Raw genomic sequence first — 23,222 nt, 5'->3', positions numbered from 1 at the left:
GCCGGCGTAGCGCTCTGGCGCAAGAGCGCGCGAACCGCTAAAGCCTCAGCCTGAACCTGCGGCCGCCTTCTGGCGGCGGCAAGACCTGCCGAAGGACGGCCGCCATCGCGGCCGGATGGAACAAGACCCCGATGCGCGCGCTTCAGCTCCTTTCCGACCGCAAGCTTTCGATCGTCGACGTGCCGATGGCGGCGGAGCCCGGTCCCGGCGAAGTCCGCGTCAAGATCGGTGCTGTCGCGCTCAATCACATCGATGTCTGGGGCTGGCGCGGCATGGCCTTTGCCAAGCGCAAGCTGCCGCTGACTATCGGCGCCGAGGCGGCCGGTACGATCGAGAAGATCGGCCCGTCGGTCGAAGGGCTTGCCGTCGGCCAGCGCGTCGCGATCTATGGCGCGGAAACCTGCGGCATGTGTCCGGCTTGCCATGCGGGCCGCGACAATCTCTGCGAAAACGTCGCCGGCGTGCGCGGCTTCCATATCGACGGCCTCGCCACCGACTATGTGACGATGAAGGCACGCCTCGTCGTGCCGGCGCCCGAAGGCGTCACGGTGCGCGATGCCGCCTGCACGCCGGTCACCTTCGGCACCGTCGAGCACATGCTATTCGACAATGCCAAGCTCGAAGCCGGCCAGACGATCCTGATCCAGGCCGGTGGCAGCGGCATCGGCACGGCGGCGATCCAACTCGCCCGCGCAGCCGGCGCGACGATCATCACCACGGTCGGCAGCCCCGAAAAGGCCGAGAAGGCGCGCGAGCTCGGCGCGCATCACGTCATCAATTATCGCGAAGAGCGGTTCGAAGGCGTCGTCCGCAAGCTGACCAAGAAGCGCGGCGTCGACGTCGTGTTCGAACATGTCGGCGTTGACACCTGGGCGGGCAGCATGTTCTCGCTGCGCCGTGGCGGCACGCTCGTCACCTGCGGCTCGACCACCGGCATCTCGGCCGAGATCAACCTTTTCCAGCTCTACCAGCAGCAGCTGCGGCTGATCGGCTCGTTCGGCTGCCGCATCGAGAACATCGCCCACGCCATGGGCAAGATCGGCACCGGCATCGTCACGCCCGTCATCGACAGCGTGGTCGATCTCGAGGATATCGACAGCGCCCTCGACCGGATCGAGCAGCGCCAGGTGTTCGGCAAGATCATCGTCACGCTTTGAAGGCGCGGATGAGCCATACCTCGGCAGGAGCGAAGGCCCGCCCGCGACGGCGGGCGGCCGTCTTCGCCGCTGCGTGCCTGGTGGCCAGCCTGTTCGTAGGCCGGCCTGCGGCCGCTGATACCGTGCCGGCGAGCGCCGAATTGCCGATGTTCACCGATCGGCCGGACCATAAGCCGACCCTCGTGCGGATCAGCGTCGGCAATGGAACCCCGGTTCCGGTCAATTTCGACACAGGCTCGTCCGGCCTCTATGTGATGGCGGCCGACATCGGCCCCGATGTCCAGCAAACCAGCACGCCGATCCATCAGGGCTATGTCGACGGCACGCGCTTCGAAGGCTATGTCGGCCTCGCGACGGTGCGCCTTGTCGAGGCGGGCGTCGAGACTGCGCAGCCGATCTCGATCGGCGTGATCACGCGGGTCTCATGCGCCGACGACAAGCCGAACTGCCCCGCCAGCGACCAGCGGCCCGGCGTGATGGGTGTCAGCCTGCAGGCGAGCGGCGCGCTGATCAGCCCGCTGGCGCAACTCCCGGGCAATCTCAATTCGGGATTCATCGTCGACATGCTGACGGGCGAGCCGCCGCATGTCACGATCGGCCTGACGTCCGATAGTCTCAAGGGATTCCGCTTCGCCTCCCTCCAGCCAGCGGCGCAGTCGTCGCCGGACATCGCATCCTGGGACGCCGGGTCCATCACGGGCTGCTATGCCGTCGATGAAGCGGCGGCGTCCTGCCAGAAGCTGATCTTCGATACCGGCGCAGTCGACGGCGTTTTCGACGGAGGGGCCCTGACGAACCTTCGTGTCGGTCCGCATGGCTTCCTGCTGCCTGGCCAGACCTTGTCGCTGCAGATCCCGGACGCACTCGACCTGTCCCTGCTGACGGACCGGTCGACCTACATCATGCCGAAGGCGACGCCCCACTCCAATCTCGGCCAGGCGCTCTTCCATGCCGTCGCGGTCGCTTTCGACGGCGCCCATGGGCGGATCGGATTCAGGGCGCCATGATGTCGACGGCGATTCTGCGCGATACAATGCGCCGCCCGCTTTTCAGGACAGTGCGATGAGCAAGGCCGACCGCAAGCGGCAACGCAAGGAATTCACGCGGAAGCTTCTGCGCTCCCCGCTCGTCAACGCGATCATTGGTGGCACGGTGCGCGGGCTGATCGGCTTTGTGCGCCTGCTCGGCCCGAAAGCCTCCGGTTGGCTTGCCGACCGGCTGTCGCGATTCGTCGGGCGTTTCATACCCGAGTCGCGGCTGGCGCGCGCGAATCTGGCAGCGGCGTTCCCTGAAAAGACGCCGGAAGAGCATCAGGCGATCCTCGACGGCGCCTGGGCGAGCCTCGGCCGCACCGTCGTCGAATATGTTCATATCGACAAGCTGATCGACATCGACCCGCACCATCCCGAGCGCGGACGCACCGAGATCGCGGGGCTCGACCAGTTCCTTTCGCTGCGCGAGGACGGCAAGCCCGGCATCATCTTCTCGGCTCACCTCGCCAATTGGGAAGCGCTCGCGATCGTCGCGGCGCGCTTCGACCTTCCAGTCGTCGCGCTGTTCCGCATGCCGAGCAACAACCGCATCGCGCAAGACCTGATGGCGCGGCGCGAGGAACTGATGGGCACGCTCGTCGCCTCAGGCCGCGGCGCCACCTTCGAGGTCGCGGCGGCGCTTGATCGCGGCGAGCATCTCGGCCTCCTCACCGACCAGCATCATACCGGCGGGCCGCGCGTGCCGTTCTTCGGCCGCCTCGTCTCTGCCAATCCGCTCGTTGCGCGCCTTGCGCGACAATATGAATGCCCCGTGCATGGCGCCCGCACCATCCGCTTGCCGGACGGCCGCTTTCGCGTCGAGCTGACCCCGCCGCTCGACATGCCGCGCGATGCCGAAGGCCGCATCGATGTCGCCGGCGGCACCGCTTTGGTCATGTCGGTGGTCGAAGGCTGGGTGCGCGAGCATCCGGACCAGTGGCTCTGGCTGCATAATCGCTGGCGCTAGCCGAAACGCGACCCGATTTCGCAGGTCGGTCTTTTCTCGCGCAGCGCGGCGTGGCAAAATCCGTTCATGGTTTATTCCGCAGCCATCGCCTTTCCGCGTGACGGACGGCAATCGGACACGGCGCTCGCCCTGCAACGGGGGATCGGGCGCCTCTTCCGCGCCCGCGGCCACGCCGTGCTGTCCGAGCTGGTGCTCGCCAGCGGCCGTCGCGCCGATATCGTGGCGCTCGGCCCCGGCGGCGAATTCACCATCGTCGAGATCAAATCCTCCATCGAGGATTTCCGCGCCGACCGCAAATGGTTCGACTATGCGCCCTATTGCGACCGACTCTATTTCGCCAGTCATGCCGGCGTGCCATCCGAGATCTTTCCGCTGGAGGCCGGTCTCATCCTCGCCGACGCCTATGGCGCCGAAATCATGCGCGAGTCGCCTGCAACGCCGCTGACGGCCGCACGACGCAAGGCCATGATGATCCAGTTCGGCAAGGTCGCCGCGCATCGGCTGCATGGGCTTTTCGATCCGGAAGCCGGATTTTCCGAGATCTAGGCCGCGCCGATCGCGTGCAGCGTGGCGCCGTTGCGGGTAAGCCAGGTCTTCGCCGCCTCGAGATCGGGGCAGAGCTGGCGCACCAGCTTCCAGAAACGCGGCGAGTGATTCATCTCGCGCAGATGCGCCACCTCATGCGCGACGAGATAGTCGAGCACCGAGGGCGGGGCCATCACCACGCGCCAGGAATAGGAGATCGTCCCGGAACTCGAGCAGGAGCCCCAGCGGCTCGCCGGATCGCCAAGGCGGACGGCCTTCACGCCGACGCCGAGCGCCCGCGCATGCCGGGCCGTCGCGGCCTCGAAATCGATGCGGGCCTCGCGCTTCAGGAAATCGGTGACACGGCGTGGGAGATGCGCGATGTCGCCCGAAACGACGAGGATGGGCTCGCCGCCGCTGCGCTCGACGCGCACCAGCCCGCGGCCGGGCCGATGCTGGATCCTCAGCAGCTCGCCGCGCAGCGGCACCTGAGCGCCATCGGCCAACGGCGTTGATGCTGGCAAGGCGTCGAGGCGCGCCTTCAGCCAGCCGCGGTGGCGCTCAAGAAAGCTCCGCGCCTCGTGGAGGCTGCCCCGGGCCGGGATCGTGACCACCGGCTGACGCACGGCACCGGCCAGGCGCAGCGTGTAGCGGCTGGCGCGCGGGTTCCAGTTGATAGCGACCTGCACGGCCTTGCCATCGATCTCGACATGGCAATGGTCCGGCAGGGCCGCGCCGGCTCGACCGGTCACGCGGTCCCGGGCGGGCGGCGGCGCCAGCAGTCTCGAAAAGAAGCCCGTCATGCGGCCTTCGCTCCCGCCTCGACAGAACCGGCCCGAGCGGCCGGCCGAATCGCGCTGCCGATTCTCGCACGAAAAAGGCCGGGCATCGCTGCCCGGCCGCATCCCTTGTCACCCGAAACCGGGTGGTCGTGCCTCGATCAGAGGTCGATGACCGGACCGTCGCCGTTCTGGCGCGGCTCGCTGGCCGGCGCCGTGCGGGCGCGGCTGCGATCGGCCTTAAAGCGATCGAACTCTTCCTGGTCGCGGGCACGGCGGAGGTTCTGGACGAACTCCTCGAATTCCGCGCGCTCTCCGTCGAGCTTGCGGCGCTCTTCCTCAAGACGCTTCAGCTCGGCGGCCCGATAGGAGTCGAAGGCCGTGTTGCCGCTCTGATACGTGCTGCCGGCGCTCCAGCGCTTCGCGCCGCAGCCTCCAAACGAACGCTTGAAGTCGTCCCTGACGCCTTCCGCACTGCGACGGAACTCGGGGATGCGGTCGCCCCAGATGATGTAGGCGAGCATAGCAAGACCGAGCGGCCAGAACACGACGAAGCCGAGGACCATCATCGCGATGGTGAGCGGCGTCCAGCCCGGACGCAAGGCCTGAGTATGGGTCATGGATCCCTTTCCTTCCTGGAAATCCCCAACGGGAATTGAGGTGGGAAGGATCACCCCCTACTTCAAGAAAAATCGGATCGAGGCGCCGCCATACACCTCGATCCACCATGCACCTTGGTTCAGGCCGTGTGCTCGCGCGCCAGCTCCGCCGCCTGCTCGACCCAGCGGTCGCGCGCGATGCGGCCCTTGAAGGCGAGGCGTCCGTCGAGTTCCTCGATCTGCGGCGGCGTCAGGCCGGCCAGTTGCCAGAAATGGAAGATGCCGATCGCGTTCAGCGTCTGCTCGAGCTTCGGGCCGACGCCGGCGATCTCTTTCAGATCGTCGGCCGCGCCCTTCGGCTTGGCAAGCACGATCGCCGCCAGCGTGTCGGCAGCCTTGCTGGATGGCTTTGCGGCAACGCGCGGGACAGCAGCCGATCCGGCCGGCGGACGGCGGTTGTGCGTCAGGATGAAGTCGCCGATGCGTGGGGCGATCTCGGCGCGGAACCGCGAGCCGTTGAAGACACCGTAGTGACCGACCTTCGGCTGCACATAGTGGGCGCGCATATCGTCAGGGATGTTGACGCAGAGCCGCTGCGCCGCCTCGGTCTGGCCGACGCCGGAAATGTCGTCGTTCTCGCCCTCGACGGTGAGCAATGCCACATTGCGGATCGCTGACGGGTCGACCGGCGTGTCACGATGCATCATCTCGCCCTTGGGCAGCGAATGCTTGATGAATACCGCATCGACGGTCTGCAGGTAGAACTCGGCCGAAAGGTCCATGACCGCGAGATACTCGTCGTAGAAATCGCGGTGCTTGGTCTGGTTGTCGCCGTCGCCGGCGACGAGATGGCCGAAGAATTCCTTATGGGCGTTCACATGGCGGTCCATGTTCATCGACATGAAGCCCGAGAGCTGCAGGAAGCCCGGATAGACGTCGCGCATGAAGCCCTGATGAGGAAACGGCACCTTCATGACGACATTGTCGCGGAACCAGTCGATCGTCTTGCCCTCGGCAAGCTTGTTGACTGCCGTCGGATTGATGCGCGTGTCGATCGGGCCACCCATCAGCGTCATGGTGCGGGGCGCATAGGGATCGCCCTTGGCCTCCATCACCGAAACAGCCGCGAGCACCGGCACCGCCGGCTGGCAGACGGCCACGACATGCGTGTCGCCGCCGAGCGCATGCAGGATCGAGATCAGGTAATCGATATAATCGTCGAGATCGAAGCTGCCATCGCTGAGCGGCACGGCGCGGGCGTCGATCCAGTCAGTGATATAGACCTCGTGCTTCGGCAGCATGGCCTCGACGGTGCCGCGCAGCAGCGTCGCATAGTGGCCCGACATCGGCGCGACGATCAGCAGCTTCGGATCGTTGCGCGGCCGGTCGAGGCTGCGCTCGAAATGGATGAGATTGCAGAACGGCCGCTTCCAGACCACGCGCTCGGTGACAGCGACGCGCGTGCCGCTGACCAGCGTCGTGGGCAGCCCGAAGGCGGGCTTGCCATAGCGGCGCGTCGCGCGCTCGAACAGTTCAAGGCCCGCCGACCAGTTCTTGCCAATCGGCGACTGGGCGAACGGATTGAGCGGATTCTGCAAAGCGAGCTTCATGACATCAGCCGCCGCGCGCAGGGGCGTCATCGCGGCGTGGTGCAACTCATAAAGCTGGTAATAGGAAAAAGGCGTCATTCGACAGTCCGTCTGCCGCTCGGCGGAAGCTGGAAGTCGGCCATGACCGTCGGGCAGAGGCGGGGCCGGCTCTTTTTGCACCGCAATATGTAAGAACGAATTTCTTCGCCGCGCAAGTCATGTCTCCCGGCGCACGGGCAGCGGTCTTGCGCCATGCTATGCTCGCGGGCAAAGCCGGCAGAGAATAGGAGCGCCTGATCATGACGATGGCTGAGGAAAGCCTGCCCTCGCAGAACGCCAACCGGCCGCGCCTCAAGCTCGATACGCTTGTGCGCCTGCGCTGGCTCGCCGTCGCCGGGCAGACTGCGGCCGTCGTGATCGTTCGCTTCTGGCTCGACTTCCCGATGCCGCTCGGCTTCTGCCTGGGCGCGATCGCCCTGTCGGCCTGGCTCAACCTTTTCCTGAAGATCCGCTATCCATCGAGCCTACGCCTCAAGGGCCGCACCGCGGCGCTGCTGCTCGCCTATGACGTGTTGCAGCTCTCGGCGCTGCTCTATCTGACGGGCGGGCTGCAGAACCCGTTCTCGATCCTTTTGATCGTGCCGGTGATGGTCTCGGCGACGACGCTGGACCCGCGGCTGACGATCGCGCTCGGGGCGCTGGTGCTCGGCGCCGTCAGCGTGCTCGCGGTCTTCCATCTGCCGCTGCCCTGGACCGGCGAGCCGATCAGCCTGCCGCTGACCTATGTCGCGGGCGTCTGGGTGGCGCTGGTCTCCGGCGTCTTCTTCATGGGCAACTATGCCTTTCGCGTCGCCGAAGAATCACGCCAGCTCGCCGAAGCGCTGGCGGCGACCGAGCTGGTCCTTGCCCGCGAGCAACATCTCTCGGCCCTCGACGGCCTCGCGGCTGCGGCGGCGCATGAGCTCGGCACGCCGCTCGCGACCATCGCTCTCGTGACGAAGGAGCTGCAGCGCGAATTGCCTGAGGGAAGCCCCTATGCCGAGGACGTCGCGCTGCTGCGCAGCCAGTCGGACCGCTGCCGCGACATTCTCGGCAAGCTCACCTCGATGTCGACGCAGACCGACCAGCATCTTGATCGCCTGCCGATCAGCCATCTGATCGCCGAGGTGGTAGAGCCCCATCAGGGAACGGGCGTGCGGATCGATGTCCGCCTCGTCGGGAAGTCCGGCCCCGAGCCGGTCGGCCGCCGCAACCCGGCGGTGATGTATGGCGTCGGCAACCTTCTGGAGAATGCTGTCGATTTTGCTGAAAGCCTCGTCGAAGTCTCGGCCATCTGGACCGAGGACAGCGTCTCGCTGGTGATCGCCGATGACGGGCCGGGCTTCGCGCCCGATGTCATCGACCATATCGGTGAACCCTATGTCACGACGCGCGCGCCCTCGGGCGCCGAGGGCGAGGAGCGCGCCGGCGGACTCGGGCTCGGCTTCTTCATCGCCAAGACGCTGCTGGAGCGCTCTCAGGCCAAGGTAGAACTCTCCAACCGCCTGCAGCCGGCCCATGGCGCGATCGTCCGCATCGACTGGCCACGCAATGCCATGGACCGCGAACTGGTCAAGGATGCGGCCAGAACCGAGGCGCGGGAGCGCGACGAGAAGGGCCGGCGCCCCCTCGCCGCGACCTGATCTGCAAGAGAACGCGCATTGCGGCGATTTGCCGTCTATGATCGCAAACAACGCGCGGGGTTGGCGGAAGCGCGTCCGCTTCCTATAACCCGGCCAAGAGGAACGAAAACAATGAACGGGGGGCCGAGGCAGGATCCGATGACGGATATCGACAGCGCCGGGCTGGCCGGCACAGACACATCGCTCATCATCGTCGATGACGACAAGGCATTTCTCCAGCGGCTCGCCCGCGCCATGGAGACGCGCGGCTTCGCGGTCGAGACCGCCGACACCGTCGCCGAGGGCATGCGCAAGGTCGATCAGCGGCCGCCGGCCTATGCGGTCGTCGACATGCGGCTCGAGGACGGCAACGGGCTCGACGTGATCGAGCTGATCCGCCGCAAGCGACCGGAATCGCGAATGGTGGTGCTGACCGGCTATGGCAATATCGCGACCGCCGTCACGGCGGTGAAGCTCGGCGCAGTCGATTATCTCGCCAAGCCCGCCGATGCCGACGAGGTCTTCCTGGCTCTGACGCGCGATCCGACGGAAAAGGCCGTGCCGCCCGACAATCCGATGTCGGCTGATCGCGTCCGCTGGGAGCATATCCAGCGCGTCTATGAGCTGTGCGAGCGGAATGTCTCCGAGACGGCGCGCCGGCTCAACATGCATCGCCGCACCTTGCAGCGCATCCTTGCCAAGCGCGCGCCCCGCTAGGGGGCGCCGCCGCGCTTTACTCGCCGTCGTCGGTGATCATCGCCTCGAGCGCCAGGCGCTCGCGCGCCCGCATCCGCTCGCTCTCGCTCTTCAACTGGCCGCAGGCCGCGAGGATGTCGCGGCCGCGCGGCGTGCGGATCGGCGAGGCATAGCCAGCCCGGTTGACGATGTCCGAGAACGCCTCGATCGTCTCCCAGGACGAGCACTGGTAGTTGACGCCCGGCCAGGGATTGAACGGGATCAGATTGATCTTGGCGGGGATACCCTTCAGGAGCCGCACCAGTTCGCGCGCATCGGCCGGGCTGTCATTGACGTCCTTCAGCATCACATATTCGAAGGTGATGCGACGGGCGTTCGAGAGGCCAGGATAGTTGCGGCAGGCCTCGAGCAGCTCGGCGATCGGATATTTCCGGTTGAGCGGCACCAGCATGTCGCGCAGATCATCACGCACAGCGTGCAGCGAGATCGCCAGCATTGAGCCGATCTCTGTGCCGGCGCGCGGAATCTCCGGCACGACGCCCGAGGTCGACAGCGTGATGCGGCGCTTGGAGAGCGACAGGCCTTCGCCATCGGAGGCGATCAGCAGCGCCTCCTTGACGTTGTCGAAATTATAGAGCGGCTCGCCCATGCCCATCATGACGATGTTGGAAACGAGGCGGCCTTCGGTGGGAACAGCGGCACCGACCGGCGTCGCCTTATCCGGGAAATCGCCGAGACGATCGCGTGCAACCAGGATCTGGCCGACGATCTCCTCCGCAGTCAGATTGCGGACCAGCTTCTGCGTGCCGGTGTGGCAGAACGAGCAAGTGAGCGTGCAGCCGACCTGGCTGGAGACGCAGAGCGTGCCGCGCCCGATTTCCGGGATATAGACAGTCTCGATCTCGACCGGGCGACCGGCGCCGCGAGCGGGAAAGCGCATCAGCCATTTGCGCGTGCCGTCCTCGGAGACCTGCTCGGTGACGATCTCGGGGCGCTTCAATGTGAAGGCCGAGGACAGTGTCTGGCGCATGTCCTTGGAGACGTTCAGCATGTCACCGAAATCGGTGACGCCGCGCGCATAGACCCAGTTCCAGATCTGCGCGGTGCGCATGCGGATCTGCTTCTGCTCGACGCCGATGCGGGCAAGCTCGGCACCAATGCCGGCGCGCGACAGGCCGACAAGCGACGGCGTCTCGGCTACCGGCGTGCGGCGGGATATGTTGGAAACCGCGGCTTCGGGCGCGGCGGCGATTGATGCGGTCATGGCGAATCCGGCTCGGGGCCGTCCCGGCGCTGAGGCGCATCGGGACCGGCGGCATGATGTTGGCCGCCTCTTAACACATCCCGGCCCGAGAATCAGGAGATTTGCGGCCGTGCCCTGCAATTGCCCGGCCGCATGCCGTCATGGTCTGCTCAGTAGAACTCCACCTCGCCGCCCACGAGATGGTACATGCTGCCGGCGATCTTGATCTCGCCGTCGTCCTCGAGCTTCTTGAGCACCGGGCTGTTCGACCGGATCTGCTCCATCGTCATTTCGACATTGGTCCGCGCCACCGCGTCGACGAAGTCGTAATTGCTGCCCGAGCGGTCGCCGTCATACTTCGTCCGCGGGATGGCCGGCTTGATCTTGTCGAGCAGCCCGGTGAGGTTGCCCAGTTCGGCGCCGTCGATCGCACCACGAATGGCGCCGCAGGCGGTGTGGCCCATGACGAGCACCACCTTGGCGCCGACAACGGCGCAGGCGAATTCCATGCTGCCGAGAATGTCGTCGTTCTGGATGTTCCGGGCGATGCGCGCATTGAAGGTTTCGCCGATGCCGACATCGAGCAGGATCTCCGCCGGCGTGCGGGAATCGATGCAACTGAGGATCACAGCGGCCGGGAACTGACCCGTGGCCGTCGCGCGTTTCTGCGCCCGATAGTCATGCTGCATCATCTTGCCGTCGCGGAAGCGCCGATTGCCTTCCTTGAAGCTCTCGATGATGTCGTCTGGAGACATCTTGTCCCGCTGCTCCCTGGTCATCGCCGCAGCATAGGCAAGAGACGGCACGCCAATGCCCGCAAGACTGGTCGCCGCCAACGCGGATGCTGCAGCCGCCCGCTTGAAAAGGGAGCGGCGATGCAGGCCATTCGACGAATGCTCACACATATCTTGATATTTCCCCCGAATAGATATGATGCTCTATATTTTTACTATTTAATCAAAGCCGAGCGAAGCCTCATTCAGCAACGAAACTCCTTGCCTGCCGCAGAGCAGGACAATACTATCTACTTCGAATTGATGAATACTTCAATTGGATAGCATTTGAGTGGTACTTTGCCGGCCGCGGAGACTGTCGGGCAGTCCATGTCGTGTCTCGGCTTCTGATATTTGGCCTGGGGCCGTTCAGACGACCTTAAAGGTCCATGTCGTTAGGTCCGTATGATGGGGCCTGCAATGTCCCGAAGAGGAACCCGATATGCTTCGAACACTCGCCGCGGCACTCTCGCTTGCCATCATGACCCATGCCGCGCTGGCCTGCACGGCGGTGGACATCACCGCGGCCGACAAGTCGGTCGTGGCCGGGCGCACGATGGAATGGGCGATCGACATGAAGTGGACGCTGGAGAGCGTCCCGAAGGGCACCACCTTCACGCTGCCGGCGCCCAAGGGCATGGCAGAGAAGACGGTGACCACGAGCTATGCGCTCGCCGGCATCAGCGCCAACATCATACCGGGCGGCGCGATCCTCGAGGGGCAGAACGAAGCCGGGCTCGGCATGAGCGGCAACTTCCTGCCGGGCTTCACCACCTATCAGCAGGTGACTCCGGCCGACGCGAACTTTGTCGAGATCCTCTCCTTCGGCAAATGGGCGCTCGGCAGCTTCAAGGATGTCGCCAGCGTCAAGGCGGCGCTGCAAACGACCAAGGTGTGGACCGATCCGGCCCTGCCGACCGGGCCGACCCCGCCCTATATCCACTTCGTCTTCACGGATCGCAGCGGCGCCGGCATCGTCGTCGAATATGTCGACGGCGAGGTCCAGATCCACGACAACGCCGCGCATGTGCTCACCAACGCGCCGACCTATGACTGGCATCTCACCAACCTGCGCAACTACGTGAACATCTCGGCCATCGGCGCCCAAAGCCGCCAGTATGGCACCGCCAATGTCACGGCGATCGGCCAGGGCGGCGGCACTATGGGCCTGCCGGGCGACTTCACGCCGCCGTCGCGCTTCGTGCGCGCCGCCTTCATGCGCCATTCCGTGCCCGAGCCGAAGGATGCCGCCGAAGCCGTCCAGGCCGTGACGCATGTGCTGAACACGGTCGACATCCCGATCGGCGTCGCGGAATCGAAGGACGGCGACACGGTGGTCTCGGACTACACCCAGTGGGTGTCGATCAAGGACCTCACCAACAATCGCCTGACCATTTCGGACTATGCGCATCGTACCAGCTATCTGACGATCGACCTCGCGCCGATCTTCGCAAGCAGCCAGCCGATGTCGAAGCTCGTCACGGACCTGCCCTATCCGGCGGCCACGGTCGGCGCGGAAGCCCTGGCGCCCTGATCATCGACGGCGGGCGGCCGCAAGGCGCGGCCCGCCGTCCCGCAAAACTACCCCTGCGTCGAGGTAATCGCGTCCCAGCCGAGCATCGCGCTGCGGGCGACGGCGGCGAGCGTCTCGATATCGGCGCCGTCCCGCGCCTCGATCGACATGCCCTTGATGACGGTCGCGAAGAAGGCCGTGACGCGGGCGAGATCGAGGCCCGCCGGCAGTTCGCCATCGGCAACGCCGCGCGCCAGACGGGCGCGGATGCGGCTCGCCATGTCGCGGCGCTGGTCGCAGAGATATTGCTGCGCAGCATCCGTCTCCGGGCCGCCATTGGTGGCGCCGAGCGTCATGAAGCAGCCCGCCGGCTTGTGCGGCCGGACACAGGAACGCGCGCTCACCTGCAGCATCGCGGCGATCGACTCGCGCGTCGAGAGATCGCCCTCCAGCATTTCCAGCGTGCAGGCATCGTCCGTCTCGGCATAGAGGCGGACGGCTTCCTTGAAGAGTTGTTCCTTGGAGCCAAAGGCGGCATAGAGGCTCGGCGGATTGATACCCATCGCCTCGGTCAGTTCGGCGATCGACGCCCCGGCATAGCCGCGCGCCCAGAAGACATCCATCGCCTGTTCAAGGGCGGCGTCGCGATCGAAACCGCGCGGCCTGCCACGTGCACCCATCTTGCGCATCCTCGAAACCGGCCCTTGCAGCGAGCCCGGTCTCATTTCTGTTATGATCACTAAATAAAAGCCTTGACGGCCAGAATCAAGGGCTTATTGTTTGTGTAACGATCCCTACAGATGAGGGATCGCCGACGGCGGTTCACCGTCGCTGGGCTGCGCGGCGCCTCTCCCGCCGCGCAGTCCAGGCCCCTATTCCCCGCAGCGATCTTCGCCGGCGGCTTCAAACTGCAAGAGACAAGTCATGACCGACGCATCCCCCGATGCGGCGCGGAAGAAGGCGTTCATTCTCGCCGCCATCTTCCTTGTCGCCGTCACCATCCCGATCTCCTTCACCGGTCCGGCCGTTGCCATTCCCGCCATCGGTCACGATCTCGGCGGCAGCGTCACGGCACTCAACTGGATCGTTTCCGGCTTCATGCTGGCGATCGGCTCGACCGTGATGCTGGGCGGCGCGCTGGCCGACCAATATGGCCGCAAGCGCATGTTCACGCTCGGCATGGCGGCCTTCACCCTCGTCTCCTTCGTCATCGGCTTCGCGCCGAACGTGCTCGTGCTCGACCTGATGCGCGGCGTCCAAGGCGTCGCCGGCGCCATCGCGCTATCGGCCGGCTTTGCAGCGTTGGCGCAGGAATTCGAAGGTCCGGCACGCACCCGCGCGCTCGGCATGATCGGCTCGGGCTTCGGTATTGGCATCGCCTTCGGGCCGATCATCGCCGGGCTCCTCATCGCCTCGTTCGGCTGGCGCGCAATCTTCTTCGCCACCGCCGCCGCCGGCGCGCTCATCCTCGCCCTCGGGGCGCCACGGCTGCGCGAGACCCGCGATCCCGGCGCGACACGCATCGACAGCCTTGGCGCCGCGACGTTCACGGCGACGCTGGTCGCGCTGATCTTCGCCATCATGGAGGGCCCGGCGCTCGGCTTCGATCATCCCCTGGTCATCGGCCTGTTTGCGCTGGCAGGCGCCCTGCTGATCGCCTTCATCACGGTGGAGAAGCTGGCCACGCGGCCAATGCTCGACCTGGCGCTGTTCACCTATGGCCGCTTCGTCGGCATCCAGGCGCTGCCTGTCGCGGTCGCCTATTCCTTCGTCGTGCCGCTGTTTCTGCTGCCAATCCGCTTCGTGCGGGTCGAGGGCATGAGCGAGTTGCAGGCGGGCCTGATGCTGCTGCCTTTGTCGGCGCCGATCGCCATCGTGCCGTTTACCGCGGCCAATCTCGCACGCTTCATTCCCGCAGGCGTGCTGGCCTCGGGTGGGCTGGTGCTGTCGGCGGTCGGGCTCGTGTGGTTGGCGGCAATCGCGCCCGGCGCCGCACCGATGGCGTTCATTCCGCCGCTGCTCCTTGTCGGCATCGGCGCCGGCATGCCGTGGGGCCTGATGGACGATCTCGCCATCTCGGTCGTGCCGACCGAGCGCGCGGGCATGGCCACCGGCATCTTCGGCACCATGCGCGTTGCCGGCGAGACCGTTGCGATCGCGGTGATCGGCGCGGTTCTCGCCGCCTTTGTCGGCGCGGGCTTGCCCGGCACAGGCGATGCCATCGAAGGCCTCGCGCTCGCCGTCGCCAATGGCGCCTTTGAGGATGCGGCACAGCTCGCCCCTGCCGTGCCGCATGCGGTCTTCGCCGCCGCCTATGGCAGCGCCTTCCGCGCAACGATGCTGATCGCCGCCGGCATCACCTTCGCCGCGGCGCTGGTGACCTTCCTCGCCCTCGTCCTCCGGCCGGGCCCACGCCGGCGCGAGCGGATGCTGGAAATCGAGGCCTGAACCTCAGGGCGCCCCGGCCGGCAGCAGCCGGGGCGCTACTCGACCGGGCCGATCGTGCTCGAAGGCTGCACGCCCAGCGCTTCGGCCGGAAGCCAGAACACCTCGCCTTCGCTTTCCTCGGTATCGAGCCAGAGGAAGGGCAGGTCCGGATACTCCGCCTCGATGATCTCGCGACCGGCGCCGATCTCGCAGAGCAGCCCGCCGCCCGGATTGAGATGGGCGCCAGCCTCGCCGAGGATGCGGCGAACGATGTCGAGCCCGTCGAGGCCGGAGGCGAGCGCCATCACCGGCTCGTGTCGATATTCGGCCGGCAATTCCTCCATCGCGATTTCGTCGACATAGGGCGGGTTGGTGAGGATCAGATCATAGGTCCGGCCGTCGAGTGGGGCGAACAGATCCCCCTCGATCAGCGAGATGCGCGCGCCCTGGCCCTGCGCGGCGACGTTGATCGCAGCCACCTCCAGCGCCTCCGGCGAGAGATCGACCGCGTCGATATCGGCATTCTCGAACACCTCGGCGGCGAGGATGGCGATCGCGCCCGAGCCGGTGCAGAGATCGAGCACGCTCTCGATCGAACCGGTATCCTCGACGATCGTGAATTCATCACCGCCGAACAGCTCCGAGAACAGCAATTCACCGATGAACGACCGCGGCACGATCACGCGCTCGTCGACATAGAGCGGAATGCCCTGGGCATAGGCGCGGTTGAGCAGATAGGCAGTGGGCTTGCGCGTCGTTACACGCGCCTCGATCAGATCGGCGAGACGGGCGCGTTCTTCCGGCAGCAGCCTGGCATCGAGAAAGGGTTCGAGCTCGTCGATCGGCAGCTTGAGGCCTTCGAGCACCAGATAGGCAGCCTCGTCGAAGGCCGTCGACGCGCCATGGCCATGGGCGAGCCCGGCGGCGCCGAAGCGGCTGACGGCATAGCGCAGAAAGTCGCGCAGGGTCACAAGATGATCGGCAGCGGGGCTTTGTTCGGTCACGTCTCGGCTCGCAGGTTCGTGCTGATGGCTGGATTCTGGCGTTGGCCTCCTACTAACCCACCTTCCCGGCGAATACATCGTCCAGCCAGTCGAATGTGCGCCGGTTGAGCAGGGAACGGTTGCCCATCTCGCAATGACCACCGGCGCCTTCCACGCTTGAGAACCGGATCAGCGTCTTCGGACAGGTGAGCGCCTCATAGGCCGCCGGTCCGCCTTTCGCCAGCCCGTCTTGCTCGGCGACGGTAATCAGCGTCGGGCAGCGGATGTCATGCAGGCGGTCCTCGACCGTGAACGCCTCGGAGACCGCGAAATAGTCGGCGAGGCTCGAGACGCCATGCACCCAGAAGGCGCGCTTGCGGATCTTCCAGTCGAGGCCGGGATCGGCCGCGATGGTGCTTTCCATCGCAGCAATGATGGCGGGGTCCAGATGGCGGAGATCGGAGGCCGCCTCGGCCGTCGCGCCGAACTTCATCGCCATGGCGCGGACCCCGGTGGCGACGCTCGGCAGGAACGGATCGGCGATGAGCGCCGCCAGGCGCGGCTCGCAGGCAGCGGCGCGCGGGGCGAGATAGCCGCCAAGGCTCCAGCCGTTCAGCGCGATGCGGGTCGGATCAACGAGTGGATGATCAACCATCACGTCGACAACGGCACCGATGACCGTTTCCCAATCCGGACGGAGCGGCAGGCCATGCTCATAAAGCATGCCGCCCTGTCCCGGCCCGTCGAAAATGAGGCTGTGATAGCCGCGCCGCGAGGCTGCGACGGCCGAGGCGAAGAAGAGGTCCGTGACCGTTCCGTCATAGCCGTTGGTGAAGATCACCAGCGGTCGCACCGCCTCGGCATGGGCCGCCGCGGGGACGAACCAGGCCGGCATGACGACACCTTCGAAGGGAATCGCCAGACGCTGCGGCTGCGGGTCGGAGAGGGCGAAGCCGCGCTCCATGATCTCGATCTGGCGCCGCCAGGCCGCGAGCAGCCGCGGATCGGTTGGGGCGCCATAGAGCGGGTGATAGGAGGCGTCGAGAATGGCACTGGCGCGCAGATGGAGTTCGCGCGCACTGTCCGGTCGGCCGGCGCGCTCGGCTGCCTCGCCCTCGGCGATATTGCGATCCGCAGCCGCCAGGAAGGCTGCATGGAAGGCCGCGTCGTCGCCCTTGCCGACCGCCTGACCGATCGCGGCGATCTCGCCGAAATCCGGCCCGCCAGAGGGGATATAGGCGAACAGCCAGCTGGCGAATTCGTCATGAAGGTGGTCTTCGAACAGCAATCCCATGGGCGTCCCATCCTCAAGATCAATGTGTGCTTCCGGGTAACGGCAACGCAAAGCCCCGGCGCGACAGGCGCGTCGGGGCCGTGGCCATCCCGATGGGCGAGGCGCGGTTCCCGCGCTCCGCGCTTTGACGCCCTACTGGCCCTTGGCCTTCAGGCGCTTGTTGCAGTCGCTCCAGAATTGCGGCCACTTGGCGCCGACGGCGAGCTTTCCGGCCGCCTTCTGCGCCTGCCAGTCGGAGCCGCAGGCACGCATGCGAGCCCACGCCGCCTTCTGGCCGGGGGTCGGTTCCTTCTTGCCGGCGAGCGGCTTGGCCGGGTCGATCTTGGCGGCAGCCTCGGGATCAGGCAGCGGCGCGCCGAGCTCCTCGTCGTCCGCCTTGGCAGCCTTGGCGGCAGGCTTGGCCGGCGCAGCCGTCTCGGGATGAGCCGCGGCATAGTCCTTCGAGCACTGACTCCAGAACTTTGGCCAGGTCTGGCCCGCCGGAACCTTGTCGTCCGCCTTCAGCTTCGCCCACTGATCGGAACAGGCCTGCATGGCCGGTGACTTGCCTTTGCCGACTGCAGCGTCCTCGGCCGGCGGCGGTGTCGCGGCTGGGGCGACGGCCTTGGCCTTCTTGGCCGGCGGCGGCTCTGCCGGCGCGGCGGCCGTCGTCTCAGCTGCCGCAGCGGCATCCGCTGGATGGGCCGCCGCGTAGTCCTTGGCACACTGGCTCCAGAACTTTGGCCAGGTCTGGCCGGCCGGCACCTTGTCGTCGGCCTTGAGCTGCGACCACTGGTCCGAGCAGGCCTGCATGGCCGGCGATTTCGTCGCTGCAACCGCCGCGCCTGCCATAATGCAGAGCGTCAATCCGGCCGTCATTGCGGCCAGTCGGACTGCGAACCTCATGATGCGATGTCCTCCCCCCAAGGCATGCGCCGATATGGCGCGATGCCGTCGTCCCGCTGAGGGAACATCCAGGCATCGCGGCTGTCAACGATCTGCACCACCAGGACGGGTGCCGCCCGCCGAGTGATGATGGTCCTGGCGCGCGGCTGTACAGCCGACGCGCCAGTTTGGAGGTGAAAGGTCTACTTGGCGGCGCCACCATTCTTGCTGGCTGCGCCGCCGTTCTTGGCGAGCCAGGCCTTCATGAAGGCGATCTCGTCGTCCTGGGCCTTGATGATGCCCTCGGCGAGCTTCCGGATTTCCGGGTCCTTGCCATATTGGAGTTCGATCTTCGCCATGGCGATGGCGCCCTGATGATGCGGAATCATCCCGCGCACGAAATCGACATCGACATTGCCGCTGTAGTCGATTGCCATGTCCTTCATCATCGCGGCGTCAGCCGCCTTGAAGGCCTTGGTGGCGGGCGTGGCGTCCTCCGCGCCATGCTTGGCCATGCCTTCCATCGGCATGCCTTCCATCTGCATGTCGTCATGGTTCATCGGGTGCGTCGCCTCCTCGGCTGACACAGCGAAAGGCGCCGCGAGCAGAACGAGGGCGAGAGCGAGGGTGTTGATCTTCATGATGTTCCAATCCTGATCGATAAAGACAGCCGACATCGATCGCCGCGAACGGGGCGAGCAGCGATCGGGTATGGGACGATCGATCAGGCGCGGGGCGGCGGCGGTTCCGGCGAGGGGATGCCGGCATGGGGAACGATGTCGGACGCCGGCCGCAGCCAGAGCGCGGCGAGCCGCACAGGCCGGCTTTCCGTCGCCTCCGCAAGGACGCCGGAGCCGACGCCGAAGCAGCAGAGCATGAAGGCCAGCGCCTTCCCGCCGCTAACGGTCGAATGGTCAACGACCGGTTCGGCCTGATGATGCGGGCAGTCGGTGGCCGCCATCTCCGTCATTGCGGCGCCCGGCAGCATGCCCGCCTCGGCGATGCTGGCGAGCAGCATACCGGCGAGGGCGAGCAGGACGAGGGCGATGCCTATGGCGCGACGCATGCGCCGATGCTGGTCCGCGACCACCCTCCCGTCAAGGCGCCGGCGATGACGATCCCGCGAGTCGCTTTTCCATGAGGATGAGATCGAGATAGGCGCCGAACTTGTACCCGACCTCACTGAGGCGGCCGGTCGCCACGAAGCCTTGCCGCGCATGCAAGCGGATCGACGCCTCGTTGCCGGCCGTGATCGCCGCGATCATCACATGCTTGTCCGCGGCCGCGGCATGCGTCACGAGCGCCGCGAGAAGCGCTGCACCAGCGCCCTTGCCGCGCGCCTCGCTCGCCACATAGACCGAATTCTCGACGGTGAAGCGATAGCCCTGGAAGGGCCTGAAATCGCCATAGGAGGCATAGCCGAGCACCGCGTCGCCCTCGATCGCCACGAAGACGGGATAGCCCTGTCCCCGGCGCGCCGTGAACCACGCCCGTCGGTTTTCAAGATCGACCGTATCGTCATTCCAGATCGCCGTCGTGTTGACCACGGCATCGTTGTAGATCCCGAGGATCGCCGGAAGATCCGCCTCTCCGGCCATGCGGATATCCATGCGTCAAACCCCTGCGATCTCTTTGTAGAAGATGGTGGCGCCCGAGGGCCGTCCGTCCGGTGTCAGCGCGTAGCCCGGGATGGTGCCGACCTCGGTCCAGCCGCAGGCGGCATAGAGCGCGTGGCCGGCGCTCTGCGTCTCGGTGTCGAGCACCAGCAGCGTCCGGCCATTGGCACCAGCAGCGGCTTCGGCTGCCGCGAGCAAACGGCGGCCGAGCCCGCGCCGGCGCATCGCCGAATGCACCAGCATCTTGCCGATATCCGCGCGGTGCGGCTGGTTCGGCTGCGGCGCGAAGGTGACGATCACCGTGCCGACGATGTCGGCGCCATTCTCGGCGACGATCAGGATGCGCTGCCCCTCGGCGATCAGCGCGAGCTGGCCGCGCCAGAAGCGCTCGCCATCCACCGCGCTGAAGCCGTGCATGAAATTGACCGAGGCGCCATGCGCGACGACATCGGCGAGCAGTGCGCCGAGGCCGGGCAGCGCCGCCTCGGCCTCCGTGGCCGTGAGCGCGCGCACGGTGATCGCATCTACGTGACGGGCAAGAGCGACAGCATCGGGATGGGGCATCGGCGGGCGCCTTCAGCTCGGGAACTTGCTTTCCCTATCGCGCCGATCCATCGCGCGTGTCAATCTAAGCCTCTGGCTTCATAAGCTTTTCCAAAGTGTGGCATTGGATTTTTCGATGGATGTCGATCAGTTGCGCAGCTTCGACCGCATCGTGCGGGACGGCAGCTTCACCAAGGCGGCGGCGCGGCTCAATGTGACGCAGGCGACGATCTCGATGCGCATCAAGGCGCTCGAAAACGCCGCCGGCGGGCCGCTCTTCGCGCGCGGCCGCCAGGTCGCCCTGACCGAGCGCGGCGCGGCTTTCCTGCCCTATGCCCGCCGCATCCTGTCGACGCTGGTCGAGAGCGAGGAGGCGATGCGCAGCATGGATCGCGGCCATCTGACGCTCGCGACGCTGCGCAGCGTCGTGCCGACGCTGGTGACGCCGCCGGTCAGCGATTTCCTCGCCGCGCATCCGCAGGTCGCGCTGGATGTCGAAGAAGGTCGCCACCGCGACATCGCCGAATGGCTGCATGACCGGCGCGTCGAGCTCGCCATCATCGCCTGGCCGAATGTCGATCCGCTGCTCGATCCGCTGCAGCCGTTGGCGCTGTTCAGCGAAAAGGCGCGGCTGGTGGCAGCGCCCGCGCTCGCCGCCGCGATCGGCCCGGCGCCGACGCTTGACCGCGTGTTCGAGATCGCGCCGCGCTTCGTCACGCATCTGTGGTGGCAGGTGACGCCGGAAGCGATCCTCGCCATGAACCGCCGCGCCCGCACGACCTCGCTGATGCCGCTGGAGCCGAGCCGGGCGCTGATCGACGCCGGCGCGGCAGTCGGCCATCTGCTCGCGCCCCAGGTCGACGCGGACATCGCGAGCGGCCGGCTCGCCGAGATCGAGCCCGTCGACATGCCGCCGATGACGCGCCGCTCGGCCCTCGTCGCGGGCTTTGCCGGGGCGGCGGAGCGCCCGCTCGTCGCCGACCTTGCCGCCCGCCTCGTCGCCCGCGCGGAGGCGCTTCATATCCTCGAGGCCGATCGCCGCTGAAAAACGCGCTGTTTCGGCGCTTTGCCGGGCCGGGGCTTGATGCTATGCAGCGCGCCATGAGCACCGTGCCCTTCGACAATATCCGCAATTTCTCGATCGTCGCCCATATCGATCATGGCAAGTCGACGCTTGCCGACCGGCTGATTCAGCTCACCGGCGGGCTGACCGACCGCGAGATGACCAATCAGGTGCTCGATTCGATGGAGATCGAGCGCGAGCGCGGCATCACGATCAAGGCCCAGACGGTCCGCCTCGAATACAAGGCCAAGGACGGCAAGACCTATGTCCTGAACCTCATGGACACGCCCGGCCATGTCGACTTCGCCTATGAGGTCTCGCGCTCGCTCGCGGCCTGCGAAGGCGCGCTGCTCGTCGTCGACGCCTCGCAGGGCGTCGAGGCGCAGACCCTCGCCAATGTCTATCAGGCGATCGACAACAATCTCGAGATCGTCACCGTCCTCAACAAGGTCGACCTGCCGGCCGCAGAGCCCGAGCGCATCCGCGCGCAGGTCGAGGAAGTCATCGGCATCGACGCCTCGCGCGCCGTGCTGATCTCGGCCAAGACCGGCCTTGGCGTCGAGAACGTGTTGGAGGCGATCGTCACCGACCTCCCCGCCCCGAAGGGCGATCCCGACGCGCCGCTGAAGGCGCTGCTCGTCGATAGCTGGTACGACACCTATCTCGGCGTCGTCGTGCTGGTGCGCGTCATCGACGGGCGGCTCACCAAGGGCGCGCATATCCGCATGATGCGCGCCGACGCCGCCTATGACGTCGAGCGCGTCGGCTTCTTCACGCCGAAGATGGTCGTGGTCGACAGTCTCGGCCCGGGCGAGATCGGCTTCTTCACCGGCTCGATCAAGGAAGTCGCCGATACGCGCGTCGGCGACACGATCACCGACGCCCGCAAGCCGACCGCCGAGGCGCTGCCGGGCTTCCGTCCGGCGCAGCCGGTCGTCTTCTGCGGCCTCTTCCCGGCCGATGCGGCGCAGTTCGAGGAATTGCGCGCCGCGATGGGCAAGCTGCGCCTCAACGACGCCTCGTTCTCGTTCGAGATGGAAACCTCGGCCGCGCTCGGCTTCGGCTTCCGCTGCGGCTTCCTCGGCCTCTTGCATCTCGAGATCATCCAGGAGCGGCTGGAGCGCGAGTTCAATCTCGACCTGATCGCGACCGCGCCTTCGGTCGTCTACAAGCTGCTGCTCACCGACGGCTCCGAGATGGAGCTGCACAACCCGGCCGACATGCCCGATCCGATGAAGATCGAGGAGATCCGCGAGCCGTGGATCCGCGCCACGATCCTGACGCCGGACGAATATCTCGGCGCGATCCTGAAGCTCTGCCAGGATCGGCGCGGCGTGCAGGCCGACCTCTCCTATGTCGGCTCGCGCGCCATGGTCACCTATGACCTGCCGCTCAACGAAGTGGTGTTCGATTTCTATGACCGCCTGAAATCGGTCTCGAAGGGCTATGCCTCGTTCGACTATCACCTCTCCGACTACAAGGCCGGCGATCTCGTCAAGCTGCAGATCCTCGTCAATGCCGAGCCGGTCGACGCGCTCTCGATGCTCGTCCACCGCACGCAGGCCGATCGGCGCGGCCGCGCGATGTGCGAGAAGCTGAAGGACCTCATCCCGCAGCATCTCTTCGTCATCCCGATCCAGGCCGCGATCGGCGGCAAGATCATCGCGCGCGAAACCGTGAAGGCGATGCGCAAGGACGTGACCGCCAAATGCTATGGCGGCGACATCACCCGCAAGCGCAAGCTCCTCGACAAGCAGAAAGAGGGCAAGCGCAAGATGCGGCAGTTCGGCAAGGTGGATATCCCGCAGGAAGCGTTTATCGCGGCGCTGAAGATGGACGAGTAGGGGACGGGCACCCTCTTCATGGTTCGCGGTTGACCCAAAGCGGTCTTCCCGACAC

23 protein-coding genes are annotated in these 23,222 nt (G+C 66.3%); 10 read left to right on the top strand and 13 right to left on the bottom strand.

Features of this window, described 5'->3' with window-relative positions:
- Positions 1-131 precede the first annotated feature (131 nt).
- From BUB39_RS12225 to BUB39_RS12210, 4 genes are all read left to right on the top strand, one after another.
- A complete protein-coding gene (locus BUB39_RS12225; RefSeq protein ID WP_073053554.1) occupies positions 132-1,157 on the top strand; it encodes a zinc-binding dehydrogenase in 1,026 nt (341 codons plus the stop codon).
- 8 nt (positions 1,158-1,165) lie between these two features.
- A complete protein-coding gene (locus BUB39_RS12220; RefSeq protein ID WP_073053552.1) occupies positions 1,166-2,164 on the top strand; it encodes a pepsin/retropepsin-like aspartic protease family protein in 999 nt (332 codons plus the stop codon).
- A gap of 55 nt (positions 2,165-2,219) precedes the next feature.
- A complete protein-coding gene (locus BUB39_RS12215) occupies positions 2,220-3,155 on the top strand; it encodes a lipid A biosynthesis lauroyl acyltransferase (RefSeq protein ID WP_084527339.1) in 936 nt (311 codons plus the stop codon).
- A 66-nt stretch (positions 3,156-3,221) separates the two neighbouring features.
- Positions 3,222-3,701 carry an MmcB family DNA repair protein gene (locus tag BUB39_RS12210; protein WP_073053550.1) on the top strand — a complete coding sequence of 160 codons (480 nt, stop codon included), beginning with the start codon at positions 3,222-3,224 and terminating at the stop codon, positions 3,699-3,701.
- Here BUB39_RS12210 and BUB39_RS12205 read toward each other — a convergent pair.
- The 3 genes from BUB39_RS12205 to phaZ form a co-directional block, all read right to left on the bottom strand.
- Positions 3,698-4,483 carry a M48 family metallopeptidase gene (locus BUB39_RS12205; RefSeq protein WP_084527336.1) on the bottom strand — a complete coding sequence of 262 codons (786 nt, stop codon included), beginning with the start codon at positions 4,481-4,483 and terminating at the stop codon, positions 3,698-3,700. The genes BUB39_RS12210 and BUB39_RS12205 overlap by 4 nt on opposite strands.
- Positions 4,484-4,620: 137 nt before the next feature.
- On the bottom strand, positions 4,621-5,079 hold the full coding sequence (locus tag BUB39_RS12200) for a DUF2852 domain-containing protein (protein WP_073053548.1): 459 nt from the start codon (positions 5,077-5,079) through the stop codon (positions 4,621-4,623).
- 119 nt (positions 5,080-5,198) lie between these two features.
- Entirely contained in the window at positions 5,199-6,746 is a 1,548-nt protein-coding gene (phaZ, locus tag BUB39_RS12195) for a polyhydroxyalkanoate depolymerase (RefSeq protein ID WP_073053546.1), read from the bottom strand.
- Positions 6,747-6,952: 206 nt separating this feature from the next.
- Between phaZ and BUB39_RS12190 the strand changes: the two genes are divergently transcribed.
- Positions 6,953-8,329 (top strand): ActS/PrrB/RegB family redox-sensitive histidine kinase, encoded by a 1,377-nt coding sequence (locus BUB39_RS12190; protein WP_073054216.1) that lies wholly within the window; start codon positions 6,953-6,955, stop codon positions 8,327-8,329.
- A gap of 138 nt (positions 8,330-8,467) precedes the next feature.
- Complete coding sequence (locus tag BUB39_RS12185) at positions 8,468-9,025, top strand: ActR/PrrA/RegA family redox response regulator transcription factor (RefSeq protein ID WP_073054214.1); 558 nt, start codon at positions 8,468-8,470, stop codon at positions 9,023-9,025.
- Between the two features lie 16 nt (positions 9,026-9,041).
- Here BUB39_RS12185 and rlmN read toward each other — a convergent pair whose 3' ends face one another.
- Together rlmN and BUB39_RS12175 are read right to left on the bottom strand one after the other, a co-directional pair.
- Positions 9,042-10,268: a dual-specificity RNA methyltransferase RlmN gene (gene rlmN, locus BUB39_RS12180; RefSeq protein ID WP_084527284.1), complete on the bottom strand. Its 1,227-nt coding sequence runs from the start codon at positions 10,266-10,268 to the stop codon at positions 9,042-9,044.
- Between the two features lie 149 nt (positions 10,269-10,417).
- On the bottom strand, positions 10,418-11,152 hold the full coding sequence (locus BUB39_RS12175; RefSeq protein ID WP_073053544.1) for a carbonic anhydrase family protein: 735 nt from the start codon (positions 11,150-11,152) through the stop codon (positions 10,418-10,420).
- A gap of 310 nt (positions 11,153-11,462) precedes the next feature.
- On the opposite strand from BUB39_RS12175, the gene BUB39_RS12170 reads away from it, so the two are divergent.
- Positions 11,463-12,554, top strand: a complete 1,092-nt coding sequence (locus tag BUB39_RS12170; protein WP_073053541.1) for a choloylglycine hydrolase family protein — start codon at positions 11,463-11,465, stop codon at positions 12,552-12,554.
- Positions 12,555-12,601: 47 nt separating this feature from the next.
- Here the strand turns inward: BUB39_RS12170 and BUB39_RS12165 are convergent, their stop codons facing one another.
- On the bottom strand, positions 12,602-13,213 hold the full coding sequence (locus tag BUB39_RS12165; protein WP_073054210.1) for a TetR/AcrR family transcriptional regulator: 612 nt from the start codon (positions 13,211-13,213) through the stop codon (positions 12,602-12,604).
- Between the two features lie 244 nt (positions 13,214-13,457).
- Between BUB39_RS12165 and BUB39_RS12160 the strand changes: the two genes are divergently transcribed.
- On the top strand, positions 13,458-14,981 hold the full coding sequence (locus BUB39_RS12160) for an MFS transporter (protein WP_073053539.1): 1,524 nt from the start codon (positions 13,458-13,460) through the stop codon (positions 14,979-14,981).
- Positions 14,982-15,016: 35 nt separating this feature from the next.
- Here the strand turns inward: BUB39_RS12160 and prmB are convergent, their stop codons facing one another.
- The 7 genes from prmB to BUB39_RS12125 form a co-directional block, all read right to left on the bottom strand.
- Positions 15,017-15,964: a 50S ribosomal protein L3 N(5)-glutamine methyltransferase gene (gene prmB, locus BUB39_RS12155; RefSeq protein WP_073053536.1), complete on the bottom strand. Its 948-nt coding sequence runs from the start codon at positions 15,962-15,964 to the stop codon at positions 15,017-15,019.
- A gap of 52 nt (positions 15,965-16,016) precedes the next feature.
- Complete coding sequence (locus BUB39_RS12150) at positions 16,017-17,237, bottom strand: alpha/beta hydrolase family protein (RefSeq protein ID WP_073053534.1); 1,221 nt, start codon at positions 17,235-17,237, stop codon at positions 16,017-16,019.
- A 132-nt stretch (positions 17,238-17,369) separates the two neighbouring features.
- Positions 17,370-18,122 carry a hypothetical protein gene (locus BUB39_RS12145; protein ID WP_139251447.1) on the bottom strand — a complete coding sequence of 251 codons (753 nt, stop codon included), beginning with the start codon at positions 18,120-18,122 and terminating at the stop codon, positions 17,370-17,372.
- 182 nt (positions 18,123-18,304) lie between these two features.
- A complete protein-coding gene (gene copM / locus BUB39_RS12140; RefSeq protein WP_073054208.1) occupies positions 18,305-18,742 on the bottom strand; it encodes a CopM family metallochaperone in 438 nt (145 codons plus the stop codon).
- An 83-nt stretch (positions 18,743-18,825) separates the two neighbouring features.
- Positions 18,826-19,167 carry a hypothetical protein gene (locus BUB39_RS12135; RefSeq protein WP_073053530.1) on the bottom strand — a complete coding sequence of 114 codons (342 nt, stop codon included), beginning with the start codon at positions 19,165-19,167 and terminating at the stop codon, positions 18,826-18,828.
- Between the two features lie 31 nt (positions 19,168-19,198).
- The gene (locus tag BUB39_RS12130) at positions 19,199-19,711 is read right to left on the bottom strand and encodes a GNAT family N-acetyltransferase (protein WP_073053528.1); all 513 of its coding nucleotides are present in this window, start codon (positions 19,709-19,711) and stop codon (positions 19,199-19,201) included.
- Between the two features lie 3 nt (positions 19,712-19,714).
- A complete protein-coding gene (locus tag BUB39_RS12125) occupies positions 19,715-20,281 on the bottom strand; it encodes a GNAT family N-acetyltransferase (RefSeq protein ID WP_073053525.1) in 567 nt (188 codons plus the stop codon).
- A gap of 115 nt (positions 20,282-20,396) precedes the next feature.
- On the opposite strand from BUB39_RS12125, the gene BUB39_RS12120 reads away from it, so the two are divergent.
- Together BUB39_RS12120 and lepA are read left to right on the top strand one after the other, a co-directional pair.
- Positions 20,397-21,305 (top strand): LysR family transcriptional regulator, encoded by a 909-nt coding sequence (locus tag BUB39_RS12120; protein WP_073053523.1) that lies wholly within the window; start codon positions 20,397-20,399, stop codon positions 21,303-21,305.
- Between the two features lie 56 nt (positions 21,306-21,361).
- Complete coding sequence (gene lepA / locus BUB39_RS12115; RefSeq protein WP_073054206.1) at positions 21,362-23,167, top strand: translation elongation factor 4; 1,806 nt, start codon at positions 21,362-21,364, stop codon at positions 23,165-23,167.
- Positions 23,168-23,222: the final 55 nt, after the last annotated feature.

Source organism: Kaistia soli DSM 19436 (assembly GCF_900129325.1).
In the GTDB taxonomy this organism is placed as follows: Bacteria; Pseudomonadota; Alphaproteobacteria; order Rhizobiales; family Kaistiaceae; genus Kaistia; species Kaistia soli.
The sequence above is the reverse complement of the archived record's forward strand: the minus strand, read 5'-3'. Positions and strand labels throughout refer to the sequence as shown.